Below are 26,643 nucleotides of genomic sequence, written 5' to 3' on the forward strand. Positions count from 1 at the left end.
GCGCCGCCCCGGGCCAAGGAGGGTGGTACCGCGGGAGCAGCGCTCTCGTCCCTCCGGACGGAACGACGACAGTCCGCCGGAGGAACTCGATGACACCGCCGCAGTACCGCCAGGTGCCCGCCCAGGTCGACCTGCCCGCGATGGAGCACGCCGTGCTCGATCTCTGGCAGGAGAACAAGATCTTCGCCAAGACCCTCGAGCAGTCCGAAGGACGCCCCGAGTGGGTGTTCTACGAAGGCCCGCCCACCGCCAACGGCATGCCCGGCGCGCACCACATCGAGGCCCGCGTCTTCAAGGACGTGTTCCCCCGCTTCCGGACCATGCGCGGCTACCACGTGGCCCGCAAGGCCGGCTGGGACTGCCACGGCCTGCCGGTCGAGCTCGCCGTCGAGAAGGAGCTCGGCTTCTCCGGCAAGAAGGACATCGAGGCCTACGGCATCGCCGAGTTCAACGACAAGTGCCGCGAGTCGGTGACCCGGCACACCGACGCGTTCGCCGAGCTGACGACCCGCATGGGTTACTGGGTCGACCTCGACGACGCGTACCGGACCATGGACCCCTCGTACATCGAGTCGGTGTGGTGGTCGCTGAAGCAGATCTTCGACAAGGACCTCCTCGTCCAGGACCACCGGGTCGCCCCCTGGTGCCCCCGCTGCGGCACCGGCCTCTCCGACCACGAGCTGGCCCAGGGCTACGAGACGGTCGTCGACCCCTCCGTCTACGTCCGCTTCCCGCTGACCTCCGGCCCGCTGGCCGGGAAGGCGGCGCTCCTCGTCTGGACGACGACCCCGTGGACCCTGGTGTCCAACACGGCGGTCGCCGCCCACCCCGAGGTCACCTATGTCGTCGCCACCGACGGCGACGAGCGGGTCGTCGTCGCGCAGCCGCTGCTCGAGAAGGCGCTCGGCGAGGGCTGGGTCACCACCGGCGAGTCCTTCACCGGCGCGGAGATGGAGCGCTGGACCTACCAGCGCCCCTTCGAGCTGGTCCCCTTCGACGCCCCGGCGCACTACGTCGTCAACGCCGAGTACGTGACGACCGAGGACGGTACGGGTCTGGTCCACCAGTCCCCCGCCTTCGGTGAGGACGACCTCAAGGTCTGCAAGGCGTACGGCCTGCCGGTCGTGAACCCGGTCCGCCCCGACGGCACCTTCGAGGAGGACGTGCCGCTGGTCGGCGGCGTCTTCTTCAAGAAGGCCGACGAGGCGCTCACCGCCGACCTGGACGCGCGCGGGCTGCTCTTCCGGCACATCGCGTACGAGCACAGCTACCCGCACTGCTGGCGCTGCCACACGGCCCTGCTGTACTACGCGCAGCCGTCCTGGTACATCCGGACGACCGCCGTCAAGGACCGCCTGCTCGCCGAGAACGAGAAGACGAACTGGTTCCCCGACTCGGTCAAGCACGGCCGCTTCGGCGACTGGCTCACCAACAACGTCGACTGGGCGCTCTCCCGCAACCGCTACTGGGGCACCCCGCTGCCGATCTGGCGCTGCGAGGACGGCCACCTCACGTGCGTGGGCTCGCGCGCCGAGCTGACCGAGCTGACCGGCACCGACCAGTCGGAGCTGGACCCGCACCGCCCGTACATCGACGCGGTCACCTTCCCGTGCCCGAGCTGCTCGAAGACGGCCACGCGCGTGCCGGAGGTCATCGACGCCTGGTACGACTCGGGTTCCATGCCGTTCGCGCAGTACGGCTACCCGTACGAGAACAAGGAACTGTTCGAGTCCCGGTACCCGGCGCAGTTCATCTCCGAGGCGATCGACCAGACCCGCGGGTGGTTCTACACCCTCATGGCGGTCGGCACCCTCGTCTTCGACAAGTCCTCGTACGAGAACGTGGTCTGCCTCGGCCACATCCTCGCCGAGGACGGCCGCAAGATGTCCAAGCACCTGGGGAACATCCTCCAGCCCATCCCGCTGATGGACCAGCACGGCGCCGACGCCGTCCGCTGGTTCATGGCGGCCGGCGGCTCGCCGTGGGCGGCGCGCCGGGTCGGCCACGGCACCATCCAGGAGGTCGTCCGCAAGACCCTCCTGACGTACTGGAACACCGTCGCCTTCCAGGCCCTGTACGCGCGGACCGCGGGCTGGGCCCCGAGCGCCGCGGACCCGGCCCCGGCCGACCGCCCGGTCCTCGACCGCTGGCTCCTCTCGGAGCTCCACACCCTGGTGGCCGACGTCACCGAGGCGATGGAGTCGTACGACACCCAGCGCACCGGCAAGCTGATCTCGTCCTTCGTCGACGACCTGTCCAACTGGTACGTGCGCCGCTCCCGCCGCCGTTTCTGGCAGGGCGACAAGGCGGCCCTGCGCACCCTCCACGACGTGGTCGAGACGGTCACCCGCCTGATGGCCCCGCTGACCCCGTTCATCACCGAGCGGGTCTGGCAGGACCTGGTGGTGCCGGTGACGCCCGAGGCCCCGGAGTCCGTGCACCTGGCCACCTGGCCCGAGGCGGACACGGCCCGGATCGACAAGACGCTCTCGGAGCAGATGCTCCTGGTCCGGCGCCTGGTCGAGCTGGGCCGGGCGACGCGGGCGGAGTCGGGCGTGAAGACCCGCCAGCCCCTCTCCCGGGCCCTGGTCGCGGCGACGGGCTTCACCGCCCTCTCCCCCGACCTCCAGGCCCAGATCACCGAGGAGCTGAACGTCAGCTCCCTGGCGTCCCTTTCGGAGGTGGGCGGCTCGCTCGTCGACACGACGGCGAAGGCGAACTTCCGCTCCCTCGGCAAGCGGTTCGGCAAGGGCGTCCAGGACGTCGCCAAGGCGGTCGCGGCGGCCGACGCGGCGGCGCTCTCCCTGGCCCTGCGCTCCGGCGAGGCGACCCTGGAGGTGAACGGCGAGACGATCACCGTCACCCCCGAGGAGGTCATCATCACGGAGACCCCGCGGGAAGGCTGGTCGGTCGCCTCCGACGCGGGCGCGACGGTCGCCCTGGACCTGGAGATCACCCCGGAGCTGCGCCGCGCCGGCCTCGCCCGTGACGCGATCCGCCTGATCCAGGAGGCCCGCAAGAACAGCGGCCTGGACGTGTCCGACCGGATCGCCCTGCGCTGGCAGGCCGACTCCCCGGAGACGACGGAGGCCCTGACGGCTCACGCGGAGCTGATCGCGGACGAGGTCCTGGCGACGGACCACGCGGAGGGCGAGGCGGACACCACGTACGGCGCCCCCTTCACGGACGACGTCCTGGGCCTGACGTTCCGACTCCGCAAGGCGTAGGCACGACCCGAAGGGCCCGGCACCCCCTGGGGGCGCCGGGCCCTTCGCCGTACCCCCCGTCGCGAGCACGCGGGGACGGAGCCCGGCGCACGGCGAAGGGCCGGTCCCCCGGAGGGAACCGGCCCTTCTAGCCTGCCGACGGCTACGCGCTCATCGCGCGACCACCCGCCGTCAGTTGTCGTCCTCGTCGATCAGGAAGCCCCGCATCGGCGCCGGCGCCTGCTGCATCGGCTGCGGTGCCTGCGGCCGGACCGGAGCCATCGGCTGGGTCATGGCCGGGGACATCTGCTGCTGACCACCGTAGGAGGGGGCGCCACCCATGGACGGCGCACCACCCATCGAGCCGTTGCCGTAGGACGGGGCACCCGCGCCGGCCGAGGCCATCGACGGGGCCGGCGGCAGCGAGGCCGCGGCCGGAGTCCGCGGCGGAGCCAGCGAGTCGTCGGCCTGGGTCTCCAGCTGACGCAGCTGCGACTCCAGGTACGACTTCAGCCGCGTGCGGTACTCGCGCTCGAAGCCGCGCAGGTCCTCGACCTTGCGCTCGAGCGTGGCACGGGCGGACTCCAGGGAACCCATCGCGACGCGGTGCTTCTCCTGCGCGTCCCGCTCCAGCGCGTCCGCCTTGGCGCGGGCGTCCCGCTCCAGGCCCTCGGCGCGCGAGCGCGCCTCGCCGACGATCTTGTTGGCCTCGGAACGGGCCTCGGCGATCGCCTGGTCGGCGGTCTGCTGGGCCAGCGAGAGGACACGTGCGGCACTGTCGCCGCCGGGACCCTGGGCAGGCTGCTGCTGCTGCATCTGCGGGGGCATCTGCTGCTGCATCTGCTGCTGCTGCATCTGCTGCTGCATCTGCTGCTGCTGCTGCGGGTGGCCCATGGGGCCGCCCTGCATCGGGCCGGGACCCATCGGGCCGCCCTGCATGGGGCCCGCGGGAAGCTGCGGGGCACCGGACGGCAGCTGCGGCGGGCCCATCTGCGGCGGCTGCTGCTGCTGGACCGGCGGTCCGGATATGGCAGCGGGCACGGGAGCGCCGGGACCGACGGGACGATCCTGCTGCTCCGGGGGCTTGCGCATCCCCTGCTGCTGCTGGTTCTGCGCGGCGGCACGCGTCGCGGCGGCCAGCTTGGCGCGCAGGTCCTCGTTCTCGCGGAGCAGGCGGTTCAGCTCGGCCTCGACCTCGTCGAGGAAGGCATCGACCTCGTCCTCGTCATAGCCTTCTCGGAGGCGGACGGTCGTGAACTGCTTGTTCCGCACGTCCTCGGGGGTCAGCGGCATCTCTTCTTCACCTCTACGTAGTCGTCGGCAGTCGGCAAGACCGTATCGTCCACATTCACCTCGCGAAGCTGCTCACGATGGAGATCAGGATGTAGACAATGATCATCAGAACGAAGAAGGACAGGTCGAGTGCCACGCCCCCGAGACGCAGCGGCGGGATGAGTCGCCGCAGAAGCTTGAGCGGTGGATCGGTGACAGTGTAGGTGGCCTCAAGGACGACCACCATCGCCTTACCGGGTTGCCATGAACGGGCGAACTGGAAGACGTAGTCCATGACGAGTCGGACGATCAGGAGGACGAGGAAGCACATCAGAACGATGTAGACCACCTGTAGTGCGACGCCCATCCCGCGTTTCCCTCTCCCCTGTGTTCATGCTCTTGCTCGTCCGGCCGCTTCGCGGTCGGTCCGTCCGGTTCTCGTGTTCTCAGCTCTGGTTGAAGAATCCGCCCTCTGCGATCCGGGCCTTGTCCTCCGCCGTGACATCGACGTTAGCAGGCGACAACAGGAACACCTTCTGCGTCACGCGCTCAATGCTGCCATGGAGCCCGAAGACGAGTCCGGCGGCAAAGTCGACAAGTCGCTTCGCGTCCGTGTCGTCCATCTCCGTGAGATTCATGATCACCGGGGTGCCCTCACGGAAGTGTTCCCCGATGGTACGGGCCTCGTTGTAGGTCCGCGGGTGCAACGTGGTGATGCGGTAGGGCTCCCGCTCGGACACGACCTTGGGCATGATCACCGGTGCGTTCTTCTCCATGCTCGGGCGTTCGGGTGTGATGGATGCCACGGGGGCAATTCGGGCCGGACGTCCACTTTCGGCGAGTACCGGGACGGAATGGGCGAGCGGTTCCCGGGGAGCCGGGGGCTGTACCACTCGCACCGGTTCCTCACGCTCGACCTGGCGCGGCGGGGTGTGGCGCCGTTCACGCTCGGGTTCCGGCTCCAGCTCGGGTTCGAAGTCGTCGTCGGGGTCGAAGCCCCGGCCGTCGTACCCATCGTCCTCCACGAGGCCGAGGTAGACCGCCATCTTGCGCATCGCGCCGGCCATTCTCTGAGTCCTCCGCTCTGTGGTGGATCGCCCTACTGGCCAATGTCGCAGCGTCACCAAGTGCCCGCGATCCACGGGCCATTCCGCCGTTCTGCGAAATGACCATATTTTCTGCTGTGGTCCGACCTGCTTCGCGACGTTACCCGAGCTTCGGGCGGACGCCGAGTACCGCCGTACCGACGCGTACATGTGTCGCCCCGGCCGCGACGGCCTCCTCGAGGTCCGCACTCATCCCTGCCGACACCATGTTCGCAGCCGGACGGGTCGCGCGCAGGGCAGTCGACAAATCCATCAGCCGGTCGAAGGCCGCGCGTTGCCTTCCGGCGTACGGGCCGGCCAGCGGGGCGACCGTCATCAGTCCGCCGAGCCGAAGACCGGAGGCCGCCTCGACCGCGGCCGCCAACTCCTCGATCCCGTCCGGAGCGACGCCGCCGCGGTCACCGCGCTCACCGGACTCGGCGTCGAGCGCGACCTGGAGGAGACAGCCGAGCTCGCGGCCCTCCCTCTCCGCGGCCGCGGAGAGGGACGAAACGAGCTTCAAGCGGTCGACGGACTGCACCACATCGGCATAACCCACCACGGATCTGACCTTGTTGGTCTGCAACTGACCCACGAAGTGCCAGGTCAGATCAAGGTCGGCACAAGCGGCCGCCTTGGGGGCGGCGTCCTGGTCCCGGTTCTCGGCGACGTTCCGCACACCGAGTCCGTGGAGGATTCTCACGTCGCTCGCGGGGTAGGTCTTGGTGACCACGATGAGCGTCACCTCTTCCCGCGCGCGCCCGGCCGCGGCGCAGGCCGCGCCGATGCGCTCCTCCACCCGGGCCAGGTTCTCGGCCAGTTCCGACGTGCGGTCCGTCATGTCTCTTCTCAGTCCAACCAGACATATCCCGCGAGTCGCCCCGTGGTGCGATCGCGGCGGTACGAGTAGTGGTCACCGGATTCCCGGGTGCAGACCGTACTGGCCCCCCGGTCCCCGACGCCGAGCCGTTCGAGCTGGGCGTGCACGCCGGCGACGACGTCGACGGCCGGGGTGCCCCAGCTCGTCTCGGCCCAGGCGGCGGGTTCGGTCTCGGCGACCTCGGCCCGCATCGCCTCCGGAACCTCGTAGCAGCGCCCGCAGACGGCCGGGCCGGTGCGGGCGACGATACGGGCGGGCTCGGCGCCCAGTTCGATCATGGCCGCGACCGCGGCCGGGACGATTCCCGCCACCATGCCGGGACGCCCCGCGTGGGCGGCGGCGACGACTTCGGCGACCGGGTCCGCGAGGAGGACCGGGACGCAGTCCGCGGTGAGGACGGCGAGGCCGAGCCCTCGCCGGGTGGTGACGAGCGCGTCCACGGCCGGGATCTCGGCGGTGGTCCACGGTCCGTCGACTTCGGCGACGTCCGCGCCGTGCACCTGGTTCATCCAGACCACCCGCGCCGGGTCGAGCCCGAGGGCGCCTGCCGCGCGCGCCCGGTTGGTGGTCACGGCCCCGGGGGCGTCCCCCACCGCGCCGCCCAGGTTGAGCTCCGCATACGGAACGGCGCTCACCCCGCCCCACCTGTCGGTGAAGGCGAAGTGCGCGCCGTTCGCGTCGAAGCGCTGTCCTATCACTTCAGGAAGTCCGGGACGTCCAGCTCTTCGGCCTGGCTGTCCCCGTACGGGCGGGCCGGCGGGACGACCGGCGGGGCCGGCGACAGCGGGGTCTCGTTGACCGCAGGGGCGGGCTCGGCCGGAGCCGGGGCCGGCTCCTCGCGCGGGGCGACCGTGCCGAGGCCGCCGAGCGGGCGGGAGGTCTCGGTGTGACGGGGTGCCGGGGCCGGCTCCTCGCGCTTGGCCGAGACCGAGCCGATGATGTTGTCCCGGCGGGCCGGCGGCTGTCCGCCGTCGAAGCCCGCCGCGATGACGGTGACCCGGACCTCGTCGCCGAGGGCGTCGTCGATGACGGCGCCGAAGATGATGTTGGCCTCGGGGTGGGCCGCCTCGCTGACCAGCTGCGCGGCCTCGTTGATCTCGAAGAGACCGAGGTCGCTGCCGCCGGAGATGGAGAGCAGCACGCCACGGGCGCCGTCGATGGAGGCCTCCAGGAGCGGCGAGGAGATCGCCATCTCCGCAGCCGCCACCGCGCGGTCGTCGCCGCGTGCGGATCCGATGCCCATGAGGGCCGAACCGGCCTCGGACATGACCGACTTGACGTCGGCGAAGTCGAGGTTGATCAGACCCGGGGTGGTGATGAGGTCGGTGATGCCCTGGACACCGCTCAGCAGCACCTGGTCGGCCGACTTGAAGGCGTCGAGCACGGAGACCTGACGGTCCGAGATCGACAGGAGCCGGTCGTTGGGGATGACGATGAGGGTGTCGACCTCTTCGCGGAGCTCGGCGATGCCGTCCTCCGCCTGGTTGGCGCGACGGCGGCCCTCGAAGGTGAACGGCCGGGTGACCACACCGATCGTCAGGGCGCCGAGCGAGCGCGCGATGTTGGCGACGACGGGGGCGCCGCCGGTGCCGGTCCCGCCGCCTTCGCCTGCGGTGACGAAGACCATGTCGGCCCCCTTGAGGACCTCCTCGATCTCCTCACGGTGGTCCTCTGCCGCCTTGCGACCGACGGCCGGGTTCGCCCCGGCCCCGAGGCCGCGGGTGAGTTCACGGCCGACGTCGAGCTTGACGTCGGCGTCGCTCATCAACAGCGCTTGCGCGTCGGTGTTGATCGCGATGAACTCGACGCCCTTGAGACCGACCTCGATCATTCGGTTGATGGCATTGACACCACCGCCGCCGACACCGATGACCTTGATGACTGCGAGGTAGTTCTGCGGTGCTGCCACGTCGAAGGCCTCTCGCCTCGAGTTACGTGTCGTCGCGTGCGCGGTTGGTCGCGCCGCTCCGACGGATGCCGATTGGGACGGTCCGAAACGCCGACCCAAACCCTAACGTTGAAGTTTAGGGTTACCAGTGTCTCTGTTCGCTGGACTCTTCCGAACGAGACACTAAGTCGACAAGCGGCGCACGTTCAACGAACACGCCGAACCTCCCGTTTTTCTTTTCACCCTATGTGATCACCCGTAGCGCTGGCCAACCAGGGTGCTGGCCAGGGGTAATACCCGTCAACTCCCGGACGATGCGGGCGCGGTGGGGGCACTTACATCGAAGTGCCCCGCTTTGGGAGTGGCCTTCAGCAGCGCGGTGAGAACCCGGGCCTTGACCGGGCCGTGCTCGCCGCTGCCCCAGAAGACAGTACGCCCGCCCGCCAGCTCCAGAGTGACGGAGTCGTACGAGGTGACGCGTACGACACGAGTGTCCCGGGCGATTTCCGCCGGGAGTTCACCCCGGACGCGGACGGCCTCCCGGAGCAGCCGGTCCGCGGGGAAGCGGCGCAGGCTCGGGGAGGAGGCGCTGTCGAGGACGAGCCGGGGGACGCCCCGGGGGGCGGTGTCGGCGGTGGCGAACCTGGTACCCGCCGCGTCCACTTCGATGAACTTTCCGCCCTTTTCGATGAGGAGAACGGGCTTCCGTTCCGTCACGTTCAGCCCGATTCCGTGCGGCCAGTTCCGCACGACGGTCACCGTCTCGATGCGGGTCAGCCGCTGCCGGAGCCGGACCTCGATGGCGTCGGTGTCGACCGAGACGAGCGGGGCGCCCACCGGGACGGCGGCGACCGCCTCGATCTCACGCGCCGTCAGGACCCCGGCGCCGGAAGTCTTCACATGTTCCACACGGAACCACGTCGATCCGTAGAGCGCCCAGACCCCGCCGACCACGAGGGCGAGGACGCCGAACGCGATCAGGAGCGCCCGGGTGCCGGGCACCCGGAACTTGCTGTTCCGGGTGCCCGCACGGGACGGACCCCGCGACGACCCCTTCGACGTGCTCGCACCGCTCTTCTCGGCGGTCGTCGGTCCGGCTGCCACGCTTCCCGCCTTTCGCCGCCGCTACGCCTGTCGGCGGGCGGCGATCGCCTCGTACACCATGCCGACGAGCAGGTCGTCGGCGTCCCGGCGGCCGAACTCGGCGGCGGCACGGGACATCTCGTACAACCGGTGCGGATCGGCCAGTACGGGCAGGACGTTGCTCTGCACCCACTGCGGCGTCAGCTCCGCGTCGTCGACGAGGAGTCCACCGCCGGCCTTGACCACCGGCTGCGCGTTGAGTCGCTGTTCGCCGTTGCCGATGGGCAGCGGGACGTACGCCGCCGGCAACCCGACGGCGGAGAGCTCGGCGACGGTCATCGCGCCCGCACGGCAGAGCATCATGTCGGCCGCGGCGTACGCGAGGTCCATCCGGTCCACGTACGGTACCGGTACGTAGGGCGGCATTCCGGGCATGTTGTCGACGCGCGGCATCTCGTTCTTGGGGCCGACCGCGTGCAGGATCTGGATGCCCGAGCGCTGGAGCACCGGGGCGATCTGCTGGACGACCTCGTTGAGCCGCCGGGCGCCCTGCGAACCGCCGGACACGAGCAGCGTCGGCAGGTTCGGGTCGAGGCCGAAGGCCGCGCGCGCCTCGGGACGCACCCGCGCCCGGTCGAGGGTCGCGATGGTGTGCCGCAGCGGGATGCCGATGTAGCGGGCGTTGCGGAGCTTGCTGTCGGGGGTGGCGACGGCGACCCCGGCCGCGTACCGCGAACCGATCTTGTTGGCGAGACCGGGCCTGGCGTTGGCCTCGTGGACCACGATGGGCACCCCGAGGCGCTTGGCCGCGAGATAGCCGGGCAGCGCCACGTAGCCGCCGAAGCCGACCACGCAGTCCGCCCTGGTGCGCTCCAGGACCTGCTCGGCCGCCTTGATCGTGCCGCGCAGCCGTCCGGGGACGGTGATCAGCTCGGGGGTGGGCTTGCGGGGCAGCGGTACGGCGGGGATGAGGGCCAACTCGTAGCCCCGCTCGGGCACGAGCCGGGTCTCCAGACCCTTCTCCGTGCCGAGCGCCGTGATTCCCACGCTGGGGTCCTGCCTGCGCAGGGCGTCCGCGAGGGCCAGCGCGGGCTCGATGTGGCCGGCGGTCCCCCCGCCGGCGAGTACGACATGCACCGAAATTCACCGCTCTCCGGACGGGCGCTTCTTGACGCGCCGTCGCATCGACTTCCATCTCACCCCGGCCCGCTTACCCCAGCCGGGGCGGCGCATGGCCAGGGCCGCTTTCGCGGCGGGTTCCTGTCGCGCGAAGGCGATGAGGAGCCCGACGGCGAACATGGTCGGCAGCAGGGCCGACCCACCGTAGGAGAACAACGGGAGCGGGACCCCGGCGATCGGCAGCAGGCCGAGCACCGCACCCATGTTGATCACGGCCTGAGCCGTGATCCAGGTGGTCACACCTCCCGCGGCGAACCTCACGAAGGGGTCCTCCGTGCCTCCGGCCACGCGGATACCCGCATAGCCTAGAGCCGCGAACAGGGCGAGTACCGACAACGTCCCCGCGAGACCCAGTTCCTCACCGGTGACCGCGAAGATGAAGTCGGTGTGGGCTTCCGGCAGTTGGCCCCATTTCTCGATGCTCGCACCGAGTCCGGAACCGAACCAGCCACCCGAGGCCAGAGCGTAGATTCCGTGCGCGGCCTGGAGGCAGGGGGCTCCCTCCCCACCGGGGTCGGAGGCTCCGATGCAGTCGAAGCGCTTCATCCGGTTCGCGCTCGTCTTGATGAGCAGCACACCGATCGCGCCGGCCACCGTGAGCACGCCGACGAAGAGCCGGGTGGGCGCTCCGGCCGTCCACAGCAGGCCGAACAGGATCGCCGTGAGAATGATCGTGGTGCCCATGTCGCCGCCGAGCATGATGAGCCCGAGGAGCATGAAGGCGCCGGGGACCAGCGGCACCAGCATGTGCTTCCACTGGGTGAGCAGCTTCATGTCCTGCTTGCGGGCGAGCAGGTCGGCGCCCCAGAGGATCAGCGCCAGCTTGCCGAACTCGCTCGGCTGGAGCATGAAGGGGCCGCCCAGCGAGATCCAGTTCTGGTTGCCGCCGACGGAGTGCCCTATCCCGGGGATCTGCACGAGCACCATCAGGAAGACCGCACCGACCAGGATCGGATAGGCGAGCGCCCGGTGCAGCTTCACCGGCATCCGGGAGGCGAGGAGCAGCAGTCCGGTGCCGAGCAGCGCGGCGAAGAACTGCTTGCGGAAGAAGTAGGACGGCACCAGCTCGTAGCGGAGCGCCGTGATCATCGAGGCGGAGTAGACCATCACCAGGCCGAGCATGGTGATGAGCAGAGCCGCGCCGATGATCACGTAGTACGCCGTGAGCGGCCGGTCCCAGGCCTTCAGCACCCGCTCGCGAAGGCCCCGTACGCCTCCCCCGCGCACCCGCCGCAGGGGCGCGGGGGACCGCCCTCCGCCGCGTACGGCGGAAGGCCGGCGTGTCCCGGCGATCTTGCTCGGCATGGTCGCTGCCCCCTTTGGTCGAGCCCGGTCCTGCCGGACCTTCCCAGTGGTCAGGTCAGGCGTCCCCGGTGGCGGCGAGGGCGCGGACCGCGTCCGCGAAGGCCTCGCCGCGCTTGTTGTAGTTGGTGTACATGTCCATCGAGGCGCAGGCCGGGGCCAGGAGCACCGTGTCTCCCGGGCGGGCCAGCCGGGCCGCCTCGCGGACCGCCTCGGACATCGCCCCAGTGTCGGTCCGGTCGAGGTCCACCACCGGGACCTCCGGGGCGTGTCGCGCCAGGGCTTCGCGGACGAGGGCGCGGTCGGCTCCGATCAGGACGGCGCCGCGCAAGCGCTTCGCCGACTTCTGGACGAGCTCGTCGAAGGTCGCGCCCTTGGCGAGTCCGCCGGCGATCCAGACGATCGGGTCATAGGCCGCCAACGAGGCTTGTGCCGCGTGGGTGTTGGTGGCCTTGGAGTCGTCGACGTACGTGACTCCCTGGACCTCCTCGACCAGTTCGATGCGGTGGGGGTCGGGCCGGAAGGCCTTCAGCCCGTCCCGTACGGCCTTCGCGTCGACGCCGAAGGCGCGGGCGAGGGCGGCGGCGGCGAGCGCGTTGGCGATGTTGTGCGGGGCCGGCGGCTGCACGTCGGCGACCTCGGCCAGCTCCTGGGCGTTCTTCTGCCGGTTCTCGACGAAGGCCCGGTCGACGAGGATGCCCTCGACGACGCCCAGTTCGGACGGGCCGGGGGTGCCGAGGGTGAAGCCGATGGCCCGGCAGCCCTCCTCGACGTCGGCCTCGCGGACCAGGTCCTCGGTCGCCCTGTCCGCGACGTTGTAGACGCACGCGACCTGGTTGCCCGCGTAGATCCGGCCCTTGTCGGCGGCGTACGCCTCCATGGAGCCGTGCCAGTCGAGGTGGTCGGGCGCCAGGTTGAGCACGGCGGCCGAGTGGACGCGGACGGACGGCGCCCAGTGGAGCTGGTAGCTGGAGAGTTCGACGGCGAGCACGTCGTACCGCTCCTCGCCGAGGACGGCGTCGAGGAGCGAGACCCCGATGTTGCCGACGGCGGCGGTCCGCAGTCCGGCCGCCTCCAGGATCGAGGCGAGCATCCGTACGGTCGTGGTCTTGCCGTTGGTGCCGGTGACGGCCAGCCAGGGGGCCGCGTCGGCGCCCCTGAGCCGCCATGCGAGTTCGACGTCGCCCCAGACCTCCACGCCCGCCTCGGCGGCGGCCGTGAACAGCGGCTTGTCGGGCCGCCAGCCGGGGGTGGTGACGATCAGCTCGGTACCGGCCGGCAGGGTCGCCCCGTCGCCGAGGCGGACGGTGATGCCCTCCGCCTCCAGCTCGGCGGCCTGCTCCCGCGAGCGCTCGTCGTCGCCGTCGTTGACGACGGTCACCCGCGCGCCGAGCCCGTGCAGGACGCGGGCGGCCGGGATGCCCGACACCCCGAGCCCCGCGACGGTGACGTTCCTGCCGTTCCAGTCGAGCTGTTCTGTCACTTCGACGATGCCCATCCCGCGTAGAAGAGGCCCAGGCCCACGATCACGCACATGCCCTGGATGATCCAGAACCGGACGACGACAAGGACCTCGGACCACCCCTTGAGTTCGAAGTGGTGCTGGAGGGGTGCCATCCGGAAGACGCGCTTGCCGGTCATCTTGAACGAGCCGACCTGGATGACCACGGACATCGTGATCAGCACGAACAGGCCGCCGAGCAGGGCGATCAGCAGCTCCGTACGGGAGCAGATGGCGAGACCGGCGAGGGCGCCGCCGAGGGCGAGCGAACCGGTGTCACCCATGAAGATCTTGGCGGGTGAGGTGTTCCACCAGAGGAAGCCGAAGCAGGAGCCCATCAGCGCGGAGGCGACGACCGCGAGGTCGAGCGGGTCGCGCACCTCGAAGCAGGCGTTGGGGTTGGTCAGGGTGAGGGCGTTCGCACAGGACTCCTGGAACTGCCAGAGCCCGATGAAGGTGTACGCGCCGAAGACCATCACCGAGGCGCCGGTGGCCAGACCGTCCAGACCGTCCGTCAGGTTCACGCCGTTGGACATGGCCAGGATCATGAAGAGCGCCCAGACCACGAAGAGCACCGGGCCGATGGACCAGCCGAAGTCCGTGATGAAGGAGAGCTTCATGGAGGCCGGGGCGAGACCGCGCGAGTCGGAGAACTGGAGCGCGAGCACCGCGAAGGCGATGCCCACGATCAGCTGTCCGGCCATCTTCGCCTTGGCCCGCAGGCCGAGCGACCGCTGCTTGACGATCTTGATGTAGTCGTCGAGGAAGCCGACCAGACCCATGCCGGCCATCAGGAAGAGGACCAGGATCCCGGAGTACGAGACGGGCTCGCCGGTGATGACCTTGGCCAGGGCGTACGCGATGAGCGTGGCCAGGATGAAGGAGATGCCGCCCATGGTGGGCGTGCCCTTCTTCCCGGCGTGCCCGCGCGGGCCGTCGTCCCGGATGAACTGCCCGTACCCCTTGCGCGCGAGGAGCTTGATGAGCAGCGGGGTGCCGATCAGGGTCAGGAAGAGCCCGATGGCCCCCGCGAAGAGGATCTGCCTCATCGGCCGGTGACCTCACCCTCGGTGTCGAGGAGAGCAAGGGCGACCTGCTCCAGACCGACCGACCTGGAAGCCTTCACAAGGACGACGTCCCCCGGACGCAGCTCACTGCGCAACAGGTCGACAGCCGCCTGCGCGTCGGACACGTGCACCGACTCCTCACCCCACGAACCCTCGTTATATGCGCCCAGTTGCAGCCAGGACGCTTCCCTGTCCCCGACCGCGACGAGCTTGCTGACGTTGAGCCGGACGGCGAGCCGTCCGACCGCGTCGTGCTCGACGAGCGATGCGTCACCGAGCTCGGCCATCTTGCCGAGCACCGCCCACGTACGAGCCCCTCGGGCCTGTGCGGCCCTGCCCATGGACGCGAGCGCGCGCAGGGCGGCTCGCATGGACTCGGGGTTCGCGTTGTAGGCGTCGTTGACGATCGTCACGCCGTCCGGACGCTCGGTGACCTCCATGCGCCAGCGCGACAGGGTGCCGGCCTCGGAGAGCGCGGTGGCGATCTCCTCGACAGGCATGCCCAACTCGTGCGCGACGGCGGCCGCTGCGAGCGCGTTCGACACGTGGTGCTCACCGTACAGGCGCAAGGTCACGTCACTGCACCCGGTGGGTGTGTGAAGGAGGAAAGAGGGCTGCCCGGTCGCTGTGACGCGGACGTTCTCGGCCCGTACGGCCGCTTCGTCCGCTTCGCCGAACAGGATCACGCGGGCCTTGGTGCGGCTCGCCATCGCGCGGACGAGCGGGTCGTCGGCGTTGAGGACCGCCACCCCGCCCTCCTCGGCCGACGGCAGCGCCTCGACGAGCTCGCCCTTGGCCTGGGCGATCTGCTCCCGACCGCCGAACTCGCCGATGTGGGCGGTACCCACGTTGAGGACGAGTCCGATCCGCGGCGGGGTGAGGCCGGTGAGGTAGCGGATGTGCCCGATGCCGCGGGCGCCCATCTCCAGGACCAGGTGCCGGGTCTCGTCGGTCGCCTTCAGCGCGGTCAGCGGCAGGCCGATCTCGTTGTTGAGCGAGCCGGGCGTCCACACCGTGGGCGCGTGCCGGTCGAGGACCTGCGCGATCAGGTCCTTGGTGGACGTCTTGCCCGCCGAGCCGGTGAGGGCGACGACATCGGTGCCGAGCCGTTCGACGACCGCGCGGGCGAGGGCTCCCAGAGCGGTCTGGACGTCGTCCACGACGAGGGCGGGGACACCGACGGGGCGGGCGGCCAGGACGGCCGTCGCACCCGCGGCGACGGCCCGCTCCGCGTAGTCGTGGCCGTCGACGTTCTCACCGGCGAAGGCCACGAAGAGGCTGCCGGCCCGCACCTCGCGGGAGTCGATGACGACGGGCCCGGTGATCCGGGCGGCCGGATCCGGTATGTCGTGCGCCTGCCCGCCGACGATTTCGGCGATCTCGGCGAGGGAGAGGGCGATCACTGCTTCATCCCTGACTGTTCTGGTGGCTGGCTTCGGCCCGGCCGCCGGAGGGGGCGGCCGGGGCGTTCTGTTCGAGGATCGCCGCGCGCAGGACCTCGCGGTCGTCGAAGGGGCGGACCACTCCGGCGATCTCCTGGCCCTGTTCGTGGCCCTTGCCGGCGACCAGGACGGTGTCGCCGGGGCGCGCGCGGGAGATGGCGGCCGCGATGGCGGCGGCCCGGTCGGGTTCGACCAGGACGTCGCCGCGCTCCCCCGCCGGCACGTCCGCAGCGCCCGCGAGCATGGCGGTGAGGATCACGAGCGGGTCCTCGGAGCGGGGGTTGTCGGAGGTCAGGACCGCGGTGTCGGCGAGCCGGGCCGTGGCGGCGCCCATCGGGCCGCGCTTGGTGGTGTCCCGGTCGCCGCCGCAGCCGATGACGACGTGGAGCCTGCCCTCGGTGACCTCGCGCAGGGAGCGCAGGACCGATTCGACGGCGTCCGTCTTGTGGGCGTAGTCGACGACCGCGAGGTACGGCTGGCCCGCGTCGACCCGCTCCAGGCGGCCCGGTACGCCGGGGACGGCCGCGACGCCCTCGGCGGCGCTCTTGGGGTCGACGCCCGCGACGGCGAGGGTGACGATCGCGGCGAGGGAGTTGGCGACGTTGAACGGGCCGGGCAGCGGCGCGGTGGCCGGGATCCGTACGCCCTCGGGTCCGACGACGGTGAACGTCGAGTCGTGCGAGCCGAGGACGAGGTCCTCGGCGCGCCAGTCGGCGTCGGCGCGGCCCTCGGCGGAGAAGGTGACGACCGGGACGGTCGCGTCCGTCACGAGCCTGCGGCCGTAGGCGTCGTCGAGGTTGACCACACCGAGGCGGCTGCGCTCGGGCGTGAAGAGCCCGGCCTTCGCCCGGTAGTAGTCGTCCATGTCGGAGTGGAACTCCATGTGCTCCGGGCTGAGGTTGTTGAAGACGGCGACGTCGAAGACACAGCCGTCGACCCGGCCGAGCACCAGGGCGTGGCTGGAGACCTCCATGGCGACCGCGTCGACGTCCCGCTCGCGCATGACGGCGAAGAGCGCCTGGAGGTCGGTGGCCTCGGGGGTGGTCCGCTCCGACTTGATGCGCTCGTCGCCGATCCGCATCTCGACGGTGCCGACGAGTCCGGTGTGGTGTCCGGAGCCGCGCAGGCCGCCCTCGACGAGGTAGGCGGTGGTGGTCTTGCCCGAGGTGCCGGTGATGCCGATCTGGAGGAGGTCGGCGCCGGGCCGCCCGTAGATCTCGGCGGCGAGTTCGCCCATCCGGCCGCGCGGGTTCTCGACGACCAGGACCGGCAGGCCGGTCGCGGCGGCGCGCTCGGCGCCCGCCGGGTCGGTGAGGATCGCGGCGGCGCCGAGTCCTGCGGCCTGGGCGACGAAGTCGGCGCCGTGGACGCGTGCGCCCGGCAGGGCCGCGTACACGTCGCCGGGGCGCACGGCCCGCGAGTCGTGGGTGATGCCCGAGATCTCGGCGGCCTGGGGGGCGTCGACCCCCAGCTGCGCGGCCAGGTCGCCCAGGGGTGTCGGGCGGGCCTGCTGCGGCCGGGGCGGGGCGGTTCGGTACTGATCAGCGTGTGGCACGGCGGTGAGCGTACCGGGCGCACCCTGTGGGGGGCCAAAACGGCCCGGGGCCTCGCCGGAGTTCGATTTCCGGTTCCCGGAATGGGGGGTGATCGTTGTCACTGGTGCTCCCGGAGTGTCACGGGGTGGGTTCGAAGGTGACCGGCAGTCGGGCGGGTTCGCTGCCCGTGGGTGCGACGTGGAGGGTCTTGAGGGCGAACTCCATGACCTTCTTGTAGATGGGTCCGCAGATCTGGCCGCCGAAGTAGCTTCCCTTGGTGGGGTTCTGGATGGCGCAGTAGACGGTGATCTGCGGGTCGTCCGCCGGGGCGAAGCCGGCGAAGGACGCGGTGTAGCCCTTGTAGCGGCCGAGTTCGGGGTCGACGCGGTTGGCGGTACCGGTCTTGCCGGCGACGCGGTAGCCGGGGATCGCGGCCCTGGTGCCGGTGCCCTCCCGGTCGTCGACGACGGACTCGAGCATCTGGGCGAGGGTCTTGGCGGTCTTCTCGCTGACGACCCGGTTCTCCTTGGGCTTGGGCGCGGGGGTGAAGCGGCCGTCGGGGCCCTTGGTGCCGCGGACCAGGGTCGGTTCGACGCGTACGCCTCCGTTGGCGATGGTCGAGTAGACGGAGGCGGCCTGCATGGCGTTGACGGAGAGGCCCTGGCCGAAGGGGATCGTGTACTGCTGCGAGGTGGACCAGTTCTGGGGCTTGGCGAGGATGCCGGAGGTCTCGCCGGGGTAGTCCAGGCCGGTGGGGCTGCCCATGCCGAACTTGCGCAGGTACGAGTCGAGGATCCGGTTGGACTCGGCCTGGGTGTCGCCGAGGCGGCCGGTGGCGAGGATCGTGCCGATGTTGCTGGACTTGGCGAGGACGCCGTTGAGGGTCAGGTACCAGGTCGGGTGGTCGATGTCGTCCTTGAAGAGCCGGTCGCCGCGGTGGAGCCGGTTGGGGACGGTGACATGGGTGCCGGGGGCCGCTTTGCCCTCCTCCAGGACCGCGGCCATGGACATGACCTTGCTGGTGGAGCCGGGCTCGTAGGCGTCCTGGAGGGCGGCGTTGCCCATGGCGGCGGAGTTCGCGGCGGAGAGGTCGTTGGGGTCGAAGCCGGGGGCGTTGGCCATGGCGAGGACCTCGCCGGTCCTGGCGTTCTGCACGATGACGTAGCCCCGGTCGGCCCTGGACCTGCTCACCTGCTCGGTGATGGCCTGCTGGGCGGCCCACTGGATGTCCCGGTCGATCGTCAGCTCGATGTCGGAACCGGGGACGGCGGGGGAGCCCTGGGAGCCGGCTGTCGGCACCTGGCGGCCGCCGGACTGGGTGAAGCGGATCTTGCCGTCCTTGCCGGCGAGCTCCGGGTCGAGCATGGACTCCACGCCGCCGGCGCCCCGGCCCTCGGCGTTGACGTAGCCCAGTATCCCGGCGGCGAGCTCGCCGTTCGGGTACACGCGCTTGGTGCTGGGCTCGCTGAGGATGCCGCCGAGGAGGTTGATCCCGTTGCCGCCGGCGGAGACCTGGGCCTTCTGCCCGTAGACCTTCCTGAGGTCCTTGATCTGGTTCCAGACCTGCGGGGTCTGCTTGCGGGCCAGCAGGGTGTAGCGGGACTTGGGGGTACGGAGCTTCTTCGCCAGCTCCGCGGGCTCCTTGCCGAGGAGGGGGGCGAGGAGCGCGGCGGCCTGCTCGGGCGCGTCGGGGACCTTGGACTCCTCGGGCGTGAAGAGCTTGGGGTCGGCCGTGATGTCGTACGCGTCGACGCTGGCGGCGAGCGCGATGCCGTTGCGGTCGGTGATCTCGCCCCGCTCGGCGGAGAGCGTGTACTCCTGGAAGCGGTACTTGTCGGCCTTGGCGGCATACGCGCTGGCGTCGACGGCCTGGACCTGGAGCAGCCGCACCACGAAGGCCAGCATGACGAGGGTCAGGCCGAGGGAGATCAGCCGCAGCCGGGGCCGCGGGCTGCCGAGCCGGATGGTGCGGGGCGGCCGGGCCGGGGGCCGGGGCGCGGTCCGCTTCGTGGCCGGGCGGCGCGGGGCGGGGCGGGGCGGGCGGGCTCCCGCGGAGGCGGGCCGGGGGCGCGCGGGCCGGGCGGGGCCGGGGACGCGGCGGCGCGGGGGCTCCTTCGAGGGCACTGCTCGGTCACCTGCCGGAGGTCGTCGGGGCGGTTTCTGCGGGGCCGGGTGCGGTGTCCGCGAGCGCCGGCGCGGGCACGGTCCGGCCGGTCGTGCCGTCGGCTGCGGTGTCGGTCGTGGAGACCTCGGTGGCGGGCCGGTGGCCGGACTGGGGGGCGTTGGGCTGGACGGTGCCGGTGGTGGGGCCGGTGCCGGTCTGCGGGGTGTCAGGGGTGGGACCGGTGGGACCGGTGCCGGTCTGCGTGGCCCCGGTCTGCGTGCCCTCGGTCTGCGTGGCCCCGGTCCGCGTGGCCCCGGTCCGCGTGGCGTTCGCGGTGGCCGCGGCGGCGCCGGGCGTGTCGGGTCCCGTGGTGGTGCCCGTGTCCGTGGCGGTACCCGTGTCCGTCGCGGTAGCGGTGCCCGTGGCCGACGCGCTCGGCGTGGGGCTCGGCTTCGGCGGCGCCACCGCCACCGAGGGCTCGCCGAGCACCTTGCCGTCCGGGCCGAGGAAGGCGGGGCTGCCGCCCGGGACCATGCCGAGCCGGCGGGCCCGCTGCTCCAGCGCGTCGGGCGCCACGTAGGCGTCGACGTCCCGCTGGAGCGCCTGCTCCTCGTCGGTGAGCTCGGTGGTCCTGTCCTTGAGCTCGTTGAGCTTGAAGGAGCCCTGGTTGAGGGCGGAGTTCAGCAGGAGCAGGCTGATCAGACCACCGCCGAGCAGCACCACGACGAGCAGGACGAAGGGGGTGCGGGCGGCCGAGCTCGGTCCCGACGGCATGAGCCGTCCGAGCCGCGCGGCCCGCCCCTTGAGCGGCCCCTTCGCCGTACTCACAGGACGTCTTCCCGGATCCGCTCGGCGCCCCGGAGACGGGCGGGGGCGGCGCGCCGGTTCTCGGCGACCTCCTCCTCGGTGGGCAGCTCGGCGCCCCGGGTGAGCAGCTTCAGACGGGGCTGGTACTTCTCCGGGACGACCGGCAGGCCGGGCGGGGCGGTGGTCGCGGCGCCGGCCGCGAAGACCTGCTTGACCAGCCGGTCCTCCAGCGAGTGGTACGAGAGGACGGCGATCCGGCCGCCGACGCCGAGGGCCTTCACGGCCGCCGGGATCGCCCGCTCCAGGACGGTCAGCTCGCCGTTGACCTCGATGCGCAGGGCCTGGAAGGTGCGCTTGGCCGGGTTGCCGCCGGTCCGCTTGGCGGCCTGCGGCAGGGAGGCGCGGATGAGCTCGACGAGCCGGGCGCTGTTGCTGAACGGCTCCTTGTCGCGCTCGCGCACGACCGCGGAGACGATCCGCTTGGCCTGCTTCTCCTCGCCGTACGCGCGGAGGATCCGGACCAGTTCGCCGGGCGGGTAGGTGTTGAGGACCTCGGCCGCGCTGATCCCGGTCGTCTGGTCCATCCGCATGTCGAGCGGGGCGTCCTGGGCGTAGGCGAAGCCGCGGTCGGCCTCGTCCAGCTGCATGGAGGAGACGCCCAGGTCGAAGAGGATGCCGTCGACCGTCGGGATGCCGAGCCGGTCGAGGACCTCGGGCAGCTCGTCGTACACGGCGTGGACGAGGGTGGCGCGCTCCCCGTACGGGGCGAGCCGTTCACCGGAGAGCCGCAGGGCCTCCTTGTCCCGGTCGAGGGCGACGAGCCGCGCCTCGGGGAACCGCTTCAAGAGTGCCTCGCTGTGACCGCCGAGGCCCAGGGTGCAGTCGACGACGACCGCGCCGGGGCGTTCCAGGGCGGGGGCCAACATGTCCAGGCACCGCTGGAGCATGACCGGGACGTGTCGGTCGTTGCTCAATGCGCCCTCTCAGATCCGGCGCGGAGGTACGGGCGAGCGGAAGGAGGCCGAGCCGTAGGTACCGCCGCACACACGGGGGGAGAAACCGCGGGAATCGCTCGTTGTCTCCGTGAACTCCGCGTCACTTTAGTCCACGGGACCCGCCGGTCAATCAACCGGCTGGCGCGTCGCACGGCGCCGGGACCCGGCCGGACATTCCGGACGGCCGGCCCGTCGGGGGCTCCGTCCTGGACGTGACGACAGGCCCTCCGCGCACGATCGGCCCGGCGACCCACCCGGCGTAAACACCCATAGCCCGGCATATCCCTCGCACTTGTCCACAGGCGAGTGACACGACCCGGCCACGCGAACAAGAATGCTCAGGTGACACCCCCCGACGTTTCCACCGGGGGCAGGTGTCCGTGTTCCGGAAGGCCGAGGAGGGCCGGGTGACGACCTATGACGATCGAGCGAGCCTCGCTGATCTGACCACCACTGTGGAGCGTGTCCGCAGATCGGTGGAGAGTGTGATCGAGGGCAAGCCCGAGGTCGTACGGCTTTCGCTGACCGTGCTGCTCGCCGAAGGGCACCTCCTCATCGAGGATGTGCCCGGCGTCGGCAAGACCATGCTCGCCAAGACCCTGGCCCGGTCCATCGACTGCTCGGTGCGCCGCATCCAGTTCACCCCCGACCTGCTGCCCTCGGACGTCACCGGCGTGTCGATCTTCGACCAGCAGCGCCGGGACTTCGAGTTCAAGCCGGGCGCGATCTTCGCGCAGATCGTGATCGGCGACGAGATCAACCGCGCCTCGCCCAAGACCCAGTCCGCGCTCCTGGAGTCCATGGAGGAGCGCCAGGTCACCGTCGACGGCCAGACCTACGAGCTGCCCAGCCCGTTCATGGTGGTCGCCACGCAGAACCCGGTCGAGATGGAGGGCACCTACCCGCTGCCCGAGGCCCAGCGCGACCGCTTCATGGCCCGGGTCTCCATCGGCTACCCGAGCCCCGAGGCCGAGCTCCAGATGCTCGACGTGCACGGCTCGGTCTCCCCGCTCGACGACCTCCAGCCGGTCGCCCACGCCCACGACATCCTGAAGCTGATCGAGGCGGTGCGCGCGGTCCACGTCGCCGACGCCGTACGCCGGTACGCGGTCGACATCGTCTCCGCCACCCGCACCCACACCGACCTGCGGCTCGGCGCCTCTCCGCGGGCCACGCTCCACCTGCTGCGGGCCGCCAAGGCCTCCGCCGCGCTCAGCGGACGTGAGTACGTGCTGCCCGACGACCTCCAGGCCCTCGCCGCGCCCGTGCTCGCCCACCGGCTGCTGCCGACGGCACAGGCCCAGCTGAACCGCCGTACCGCCGAGCAGGTCGTCCAGGACATCCTGCAGCGCACCCCCGTCCCGGCCGCGGCCCCGCCCGCCGGACCGCTCTACGGCCAGCAGCCCGGCGCCCGGCGGCTGTGATGGGAGGCGCCGCCGTGCCGGACGGACAGCGGGACGGCGAGGACGACCGGGGCGGTCTGCGGACCGCCTTCGGCGGTCTCACCACCCGTGGCCGCTCCTTCCTCGCGGCCGGGGTGGCCGCCGCGGGCTGCGCGTACGTCCTCGGCCAGGCCGACCTGTTGCGCGTCGGGCTGCTGCTCGCCACGCTGCCGCTGATCTGCGTCCTCGTGCTGCACCGCACCCGCTACCGGGTCGCGGCCTCCCGCCGGCTCACCCCCCAGCGGGTGGAGGCGGGCACCGAGGCCCGGGTCCAGCTGCGGATGGAGAACGTCTCCAAGCTGCCCACCGGGCTGCTCATGCTCCAGGACCACGTGCCGTACATGCTGGGGCCCCGCCCCCGCTTCGTCCTCGACCGGGTCGAGGCGGGCGGGCGGCGCGAGGTGTCCTACCGGGTCCGCTCCGACCTGCGCGGCCGCTTCCCGCTCGGCCCGCTCCAGCTGCGGCTCAACGACCCGTTCGGGATGTGCGAACTGACCCGTTCCTTCAGCGCGTACGACACCCTCACCGTCGTGCCGAGGACCGAGAGCCTGCCGTCGGTGAAGCTCGTCGGCGAGACCTCGGGCTACGGCGACGGACGGCAGCGCTCGCTCGCCCTCGCCGGCGACGACGACATCATCCCGCGCGCCTACCGGCACGGTGACGACCTGCGCCGGGTGCACTGGCGCTCCACCGCCCGCTACGGCGAGCTGATGGTGCGCCGCGAGGAGCAGCCGCAGCGGGCCCGCTGCACCGTGCTCCTCGACACCCGCCGGGTCGCCTACCAGGGCTCTGGCCCGGACTCCGCCTTCGAGTGGGCGGTCTCGGGGGCCGCGTCCTCGCTCGTCCACATGCTGGAGCGCGGTTACGCGGTCCGGCTGGTCACCGACACCGGCAGCGCGGTGCCCGGCGAGGGCACCGACGGCTTCGCCGCCTCGGCACAGGACTCGGCCGAGTCCGCCGGTCTCCTCATGGACACCCTCGCGGTCGTCGACCATTCCGAGGGCGGTGGCCTGTCCCGGGCGTCCGACGTCCTGCGGGGCGGCGACGAAGGACTGCTCATCGCCTTCGTCGGCGACCTCGACCGGGAACAGGCGGCCCTCACCGCCCGGATGCGCGGCCGCGCCGGCGCGGCCGTCGCCTTCGTCCTGGACTCCGGGACGTGGCTGACCGGCGGCTCGGTCACCGGAGCCGTCGAGGACCGCGTACGGCAGCTGCGCGAGGCCGGCTGGACGGCGCTGGCCGTACCGCCCGGGGCGCGGCTCGCCGACCTGTGGCAGCAGGCGGCCGGAGTCCGCGCGGAGTCCGCCTCCGCCGACACCTACGGAGGATGGTCATGAGCGGGCGCGCACGGCTGACGCTGGCGGCCTGGGCCGCCACTCTGATGGGGGCCGGAGCACTGCTGCCCCTGGTGAAGCCGGCGACCTGGATCTTCACGGCGGCCTTCGTCCTCGCCCTGGTGAGTGGAGCGGGCACGCTGGCCAGGCGGGCACCGCTCGCCCGGCCGCTGACCCTGCTCGCCCAGATCGCCGTCGCGCTGCTCGCGCTGACCGTGATCTTCGCCCGGGAGCAGGCGGTCCTCTGGTTCCTCCCCGGCCCGCAGGTCTGGGCGCACGCCGCCGACCTGTTCCGGGCGGGCGCCGACGACGTGGGCCGGTTCGCGATCCCCGCGCCGGACACCGAGGGAATCCGGCTCATGCTGGTCGGCGGGGTGGTCACGATCGGTCTCCTCGTGGACACCCTGTCGGTCACCTTCCGCAGGGCGGCCCCGGCGGGTCTTCCGCTGCTCGCCCTGTACTCGGTGGCGGCCGGGCTCTCCGGCGGTGGCGCGGGCCGGCTCTGGTTCCTCCTCGCGGCCTCCGGCTATCTGCTGCTGCTCCTCGCGGAGGGCCGCGACCGGCTCTCCCAGTGGGGGCGGGTCTTCGGCGGCTCCCAGCGTTCCGGCCGGCCCGGTTCCACCGTCGGGGGCGGCGGCCCCACCTTCGCCCCGGCCCGCACGGGCCGCCGGATCGGCGCGGTGGCCATGGGTGTCGCCCTGGTGGTCCCGCTCGCGCTGCCCGGCTTCTCCGGCGGTCTCTTCGGCCGGGGTGACGGCGAGGGCACGGGGGGTGTGGGCAAGGGCGGCACCATCGCGGCGGTGAACCCGCTGGTCTCCCTCCAGGACAATCTGCGCCAGCAGGAGGACCGGGAGGTCCTGCGGTACCGGACCAACGCCCGCGACACCTCCGGCATGTATCTGCGGCTCGTCGCGCTCGACCAGTTCGACGGCACGTCGTGGAAGTCCTCGGTCCGTCCGATCGAGGACGTCCCCGAGCAGCTGCCGTGGCCGCAGGGGCTCTCCCAGGACGTCCAGATCACCGAGGTGACCAGCAACTTCGTCGCCTCCGAGGGTTACGAGCAGAAGTGGCTGCCGATGCCGTACCCGGCCGGCCGCGTCGACATCGAAGGACGCTGGCGGTACGAGCCGGCCGGCCGGATGCTCGTCGGCGACGACAAGCAGACCACCCGGGGCGCCCGCTACCAGGTCTCCAGCCTGGACGTACGGCCGACGCCGGACCAGCTGGCCGCGGCCGGGCCCGCCCCGGAGAAGCTGCTCCGCGAGTACACCAAGGTCCCGGCCTCGCTCCCGGCCGACGTGAGGGCGACCGCGCTGCGGGTCACCCAGGGCGCGAGCGACGACTACGAGCAGGCGGTGAAGCTCCAGAACTGGTTCGCCAGGGACGGCGGCTTCCGCTACGACGTCGAGGTGGAGTCCGGCACCGGGGTGCAGGCGATCTCCCGGTTCCTGAAGGACAAGGAGGGCTTCTGCGTCCACTTCTCCTTCTCCATGGCGGCGATGGCCCGCTCGCTCGGCATCCCGGCCCGGGTCGCCGTGGGCTTCATGCCGGGCACGACGCAGACCGACGGTTCGGTCTCGGTCGGCATCCGGGACGCCCACGCCTGGCCGGAGCTGTACTTCGAGGGCGCCGGCTGGACCCGGTTCGAGCCGACCCCCTCGCGGGGCTCCACCCCCGAGTACACCCGCGAGCGCACGCCCTCCGGTACGGCCACCGGTCCCGCGCAGCCCCAGCAGAGCGCCTCGGCGCAGCCGTCCGCCGCGCCGAGCGCCTCGGAGAGCTGCACCCCGCAGATGCGGCGGCTCGGCGACTGCGGTCCGGACGCGGCGGTGGGCGGTGCGTCCTCGGACGGCTCCGGTTCCGATCACCTGACGGTGGTCCTGCTGACGCTCGCGGCCCTGGTCGTGCTCTGCCTTCCCTTCCTTCCCCTGCTCTGGCGGACCCGGCTCCGGGCCCGCCGGATCGGTTCGGAAGGGGTACGGGGTCCCGAGGAGACGGCGGCGAGGACGCTCGTGGTCTGGCGGGAGATCAACGACACCGCCTGGGACTACGGGGTCGAGCCCGACGAGTCGCTGTCCCCGCGGAACACGGCGGCGCGGATCGTCCGGCTCGGTGAGCTGCGGGACGAGGCGGCGGACGCGGTGCACCGGGTGGCGGGGGCGGTGGAGCAGGTGCTGTACGCCCCTCACCCGCGCCCGGCGGCGGGCCTGGCGGAGGAGGCCGCGCGGGTGCGTGCGGGCCTCCACGCCTCCGCGGACCGGCGCACTAGGCTCCGCGCGAGCCTGGCGCCGCGGTCGGCGGCGCGGCTCCGCTGGGCGGCCGCGGCCCGCTGGTCGGAGTGGTCGACGAACTGGGCACTCCGCCGCCACACCGCCCTGTCCCACCTCCGCCGCACCCGCCCGAAGCCGGGCTGAGGGAGGGGGGCGGGACCGGGGCGCCCGCCCGTATGGGGGACGGAGGCCCGCCGTGGGGGGATGGGACGCCTTCTCGTGTGGGGGGACGGACGGCCCCCGCCTGGGAG

At 71.7% G+C, this 26,643-nt stretch carries 19 protein-coding genes and 1 pseudogene; 4 read left to right on the forward strand and 16 right to left on the reverse strand.

Annotated elements, in window-relative coordinates; translation table 11 throughout:
* The first annotated feature begins 89 nt into the window (after positions 1-89).
* The gene (gene ileS / locus ABZ567_RS01295) at positions 90-3,227 is read left to right on the forward strand and encodes an isoleucine--tRNA ligase (protein ID WP_360783102.1); all 3,138 of its coding nucleotides are present in this window, start codon (positions 90-92) and stop codon (positions 3,225-3,227) included.
* Between the two features lie 171 nt (positions 3,228-3,398).
* Here ileS and ABZ567_RS01300 read toward each other — a convergent pair whose 3' ends face one another.
* From ABZ567_RS01300 to rsmH, 16 genes and pseudogenes are all read right to left on the reverse strand, one after another.
* Complete coding sequence (locus ABZ567_RS01300) at positions 3,399-4,499, reverse strand: DivIVA domain-containing protein (RefSeq protein WP_360783105.1); 1,101 nt, start codon at positions 4,497-4,499, stop codon at positions 3,399-3,401.
* A gap of 55 nt (positions 4,500-4,554) precedes the next feature.
* Positions 4,555-4,845, reverse strand: coding sequence for a YggT family protein (locus ABZ567_RS01305; protein WP_017238790.1), 291 nt, complete (start codon positions 4,843-4,845; stop codon positions 4,555-4,557).
* Positions 4,846-4,924: 79 nt separating this feature from the next.
* A complete protein-coding gene (sepF, locus tag ABZ567_RS01310; protein ID WP_073806744.1) occupies positions 4,925-5,545 on the reverse strand; it encodes a cell division protein SepF in 621 nt (206 codons plus the stop codon).
* Positions 5,546-5,684: 139 nt separating this feature from the next.
* The gene (locus tag ABZ567_RS01315) at positions 5,685-6,404 is read right to left on the reverse strand and encodes a YggS family pyridoxal phosphate-dependent enzyme (RefSeq protein WP_360783109.1); all 720 of its coding nucleotides are present in this window, start codon (positions 6,402-6,404) and stop codon (positions 5,685-5,687) included.
* An 8-nt stretch (positions 6,405-6,412) separates the two neighbouring features.
* On the reverse strand, positions 6,413-7,141 hold the full coding sequence (pgeF, locus tag ABZ567_RS01320) for a peptidoglycan editing factor PgeF (RefSeq protein ID WP_360783111.1): 729 nt from the start codon (positions 7,139-7,141) through the stop codon (positions 6,413-6,415).
* Positions 7,138-8,352 (reverse strand): cell division protein FtsZ, encoded by a 1,215-nt coding sequence (gene ftsZ, locus ABZ567_RS01325; protein ID WP_360783114.1) that lies wholly within the window; start codon positions 8,350-8,352, stop codon positions 7,138-7,140. Before ftsZ ends, pgeF begins: the two co-directional genes overlap by 4 nt.
* 279 nt (positions 8,353-8,631) lie before the next feature.
* The gene (locus ABZ567_RS01330) at positions 8,632-9,435 is read right to left on the reverse strand and encodes an FtsQ-type POTRA domain-containing protein (protein WP_360783117.1); all 804 of its coding nucleotides are present in this window, start codon (positions 9,433-9,435) and stop codon (positions 8,632-8,634) included.
* Between the two features lie 21 nt (positions 9,436-9,456).
* The gene (murG, locus tag ABZ567_RS01335) at positions 9,457-10,551 is read right to left on the reverse strand and encodes an undecaprenyldiphospho-muramoylpentapeptide beta-N-acetylglucosaminyltransferase (protein ID WP_360783118.1); all 1,095 of its coding nucleotides are present in this window, start codon (positions 10,549-10,551) and stop codon (positions 9,457-9,459) included.
* Positions 10,552-10,557: 6 nt separating this feature from the next.
* Complete coding sequence (gene ftsW / locus ABZ567_RS01340; protein WP_360783121.1) at positions 10,558-11,898, reverse strand: putative lipid II flippase FtsW; 1,341 nt, start codon at positions 11,896-11,898, stop codon at positions 10,558-10,560.
* A gap of 55 nt (positions 11,899-11,953) precedes the next feature.
* Positions 11,954-13,393, reverse strand: coding sequence for a UDP-N-acetylmuramoyl-L-alanine--D-glutamate ligase (gene murD, locus ABZ567_RS01345; RefSeq protein WP_360783124.1), 1,440 nt, complete (start codon positions 13,391-13,393; stop codon positions 11,954-11,956).
* Positions 13,375-14,445, reverse strand: coding sequence for a phospho-N-acetylmuramoyl-pentapeptide-transferase (gene mraY, locus ABZ567_RS01350; RefSeq protein ID WP_360783127.1), 1,071 nt, complete (start codon positions 14,443-14,445; stop codon positions 13,375-13,377). The genes murD and mraY overlap by 19 nt, the downstream gene beginning before the upstream one ends.
* Complete coding sequence (gene murF, locus ABZ567_RS01355) at positions 14,442-15,866, reverse strand: UDP-N-acetylmuramoyl-tripeptide--D-alanyl-D-alanine ligase (RefSeq protein ID WP_360783130.1); 1,425 nt, start codon at positions 15,864-15,866, stop codon at positions 14,442-14,444. Before murF ends, mraY begins: the two co-directional genes overlap by 4 nt.
* A 4-nt stretch (positions 15,867-15,870) precedes the next feature.
* Positions 15,871-17,460 (reverse strand): UDP-N-acetylmuramoyl-L-alanyl-D-glutamate--2,6-diaminopimelate ligase, encoded by a 1,590-nt coding sequence (locus tag ABZ567_RS01360; RefSeq protein WP_360783133.1) that lies wholly within the window; start codon positions 17,458-17,460, stop codon positions 15,871-15,873.
* 118 nt (positions 17,461-17,578) lie between these two features.
* Positions 17,579-19,564: a penicillin-binding protein 2 gene (locus ABZ567_RS01365; protein WP_360783136.1), complete on the reverse strand. Its 1,986-nt coding sequence runs from the start codon at positions 19,562-19,564 to the stop codon at positions 17,579-17,581.
* Positions 19,565-19,964: 400 nt separating this feature from the next.
* Positions 19,965-20,318 (reverse strand): annotated as a pseudogene (locus tag ABZ567_RS01370) (hypothetical protein); the annotation flags it as partial.
* Positions 20,319-20,368: 50 nt separating this feature from the next.
* Positions 20,369-21,325, reverse strand: a complete 957-nt coding sequence (gene rsmH / locus ABZ567_RS01375) for a 16S rRNA (cytosine(1402)-N(4))-methyltransferase RsmH (RefSeq protein ID WP_360783137.1) — start codon at positions 21,323-21,325, stop codon at positions 20,369-20,371.
* 428 nt (positions 21,326-21,753) lie between these two features.
* Here rsmH and ABZ567_RS01380 point away from each other — a divergent pair, with 428 nt between their 5' ends.
* From ABZ567_RS01380 to ABZ567_RS01390, 3 genes are read left to right on the forward strand one after another with little or no spacing between them, the layout of a single operon-like run.
* Entirely contained in the window at positions 21,754-22,770 is a 1,017-nt protein-coding gene (locus ABZ567_RS01380; RefSeq protein ID WP_360783140.1) for a MoxR family ATPase, read from the forward strand.
* On the forward strand, positions 22,770-24,125 hold the full coding sequence (locus ABZ567_RS01385; RefSeq protein ID WP_360783143.1) for a DUF58 domain-containing protein: 1,356 nt from the start codon (positions 22,770-22,772) through the stop codon (positions 24,123-24,125). The genes ABZ567_RS01380 and ABZ567_RS01385 overlap by 1 nt, the downstream gene beginning before the upstream one ends.
* The gene (locus ABZ567_RS01390; RefSeq protein ID WP_360783146.1) at positions 24,122-26,536 is read left to right on the forward strand and encodes a DUF3488 and transglutaminase-like domain-containing protein; all 2,415 of its coding nucleotides are present in this window, start codon (positions 24,122-24,124) and stop codon (positions 26,534-26,536) included. Before ABZ567_RS01385 ends, ABZ567_RS01390 begins: the two co-directional genes overlap by 4 nt.
* The last annotated feature ends 107 nt before the right edge of the window (positions 26,537-26,643 follow it).

The organism is Streptomyces sp. NPDC016459, assembly GCF_040632845.1.
GTDB lineage: Bacteria > Actinomycetota > Actinomycetes > Streptomycetales > Streptomycetaceae > Streptomyces.

Excerpts from the sequence above, each read along its gene's own strand:
- ileS (WP_360783102.1), top strand. The coding sequence starts at position 90 with ATGACACCGCCGCAGTACCGCCAGGTGCCCGCCCAGGTCGACCTGCCC.
- ABZ567_RS01300 (WP_360783105.1), bottom strand. The coding sequence starts at position 4,499 with ATGCCGCTGACCCCCGAGGACGTGCGGAACAAGCAGTTCACGACCGTC.
- ABZ567_RS01305 (WP_017238790.1), bottom strand. The coding sequence starts at position 4,845 with ATGGGCGTCGCACTACAGGTGGTCTACATCGTTCTGATGTGCTTCCTC.
- sepF (WP_073806744.1), bottom strand. The coding sequence starts at position 5,545 with ATGGCCGGCGCGATGCGCAAGATGGCGGTCTACCTCGGCCTCGTGGAG.
- ABZ567_RS01315 (WP_360783109.1), bottom strand. The coding sequence starts at position 6,404 with ATGACGGACCGCACGTCGGAACTGGCCGAGAACCTGGCCCGGGTGGAG.
- ftsW (WP_360783121.1), bottom strand. The coding sequence starts at position 11,898 with ATGCCGAGCAAGATCGCCGGGACACGCCGGCCTTCCGCCGTACGCGGC.
- murD (WP_360783124.1), bottom strand. The coding sequence starts at position 13,393 with ATGGGCATCGTCGAAGTGACAGAACAGCTCGACTGGAACGGCAGGAAC.
- mraY (WP_360783127.1), bottom strand. The coding sequence starts at position 14,445 with ATGAGGCAGATCCTCTTCGCGGGGGCCATCGGGCTCTTCCTGACCCTG.
- ABZ567_RS01385 (WP_360783143.1), top strand. The coding sequence starts at position 22,770 with ATGGGAGGCGCCGCCGTGCCGGACGGACAGCGGGACGGCGAGGACGAC.
- ABZ567_RS01390 (WP_360783146.1), top strand. The coding sequence starts at position 24,122 with ATGAGCGGGCGCGCACGGCTGACGCTGGCGGCCTGGGCCGCCACTCTG.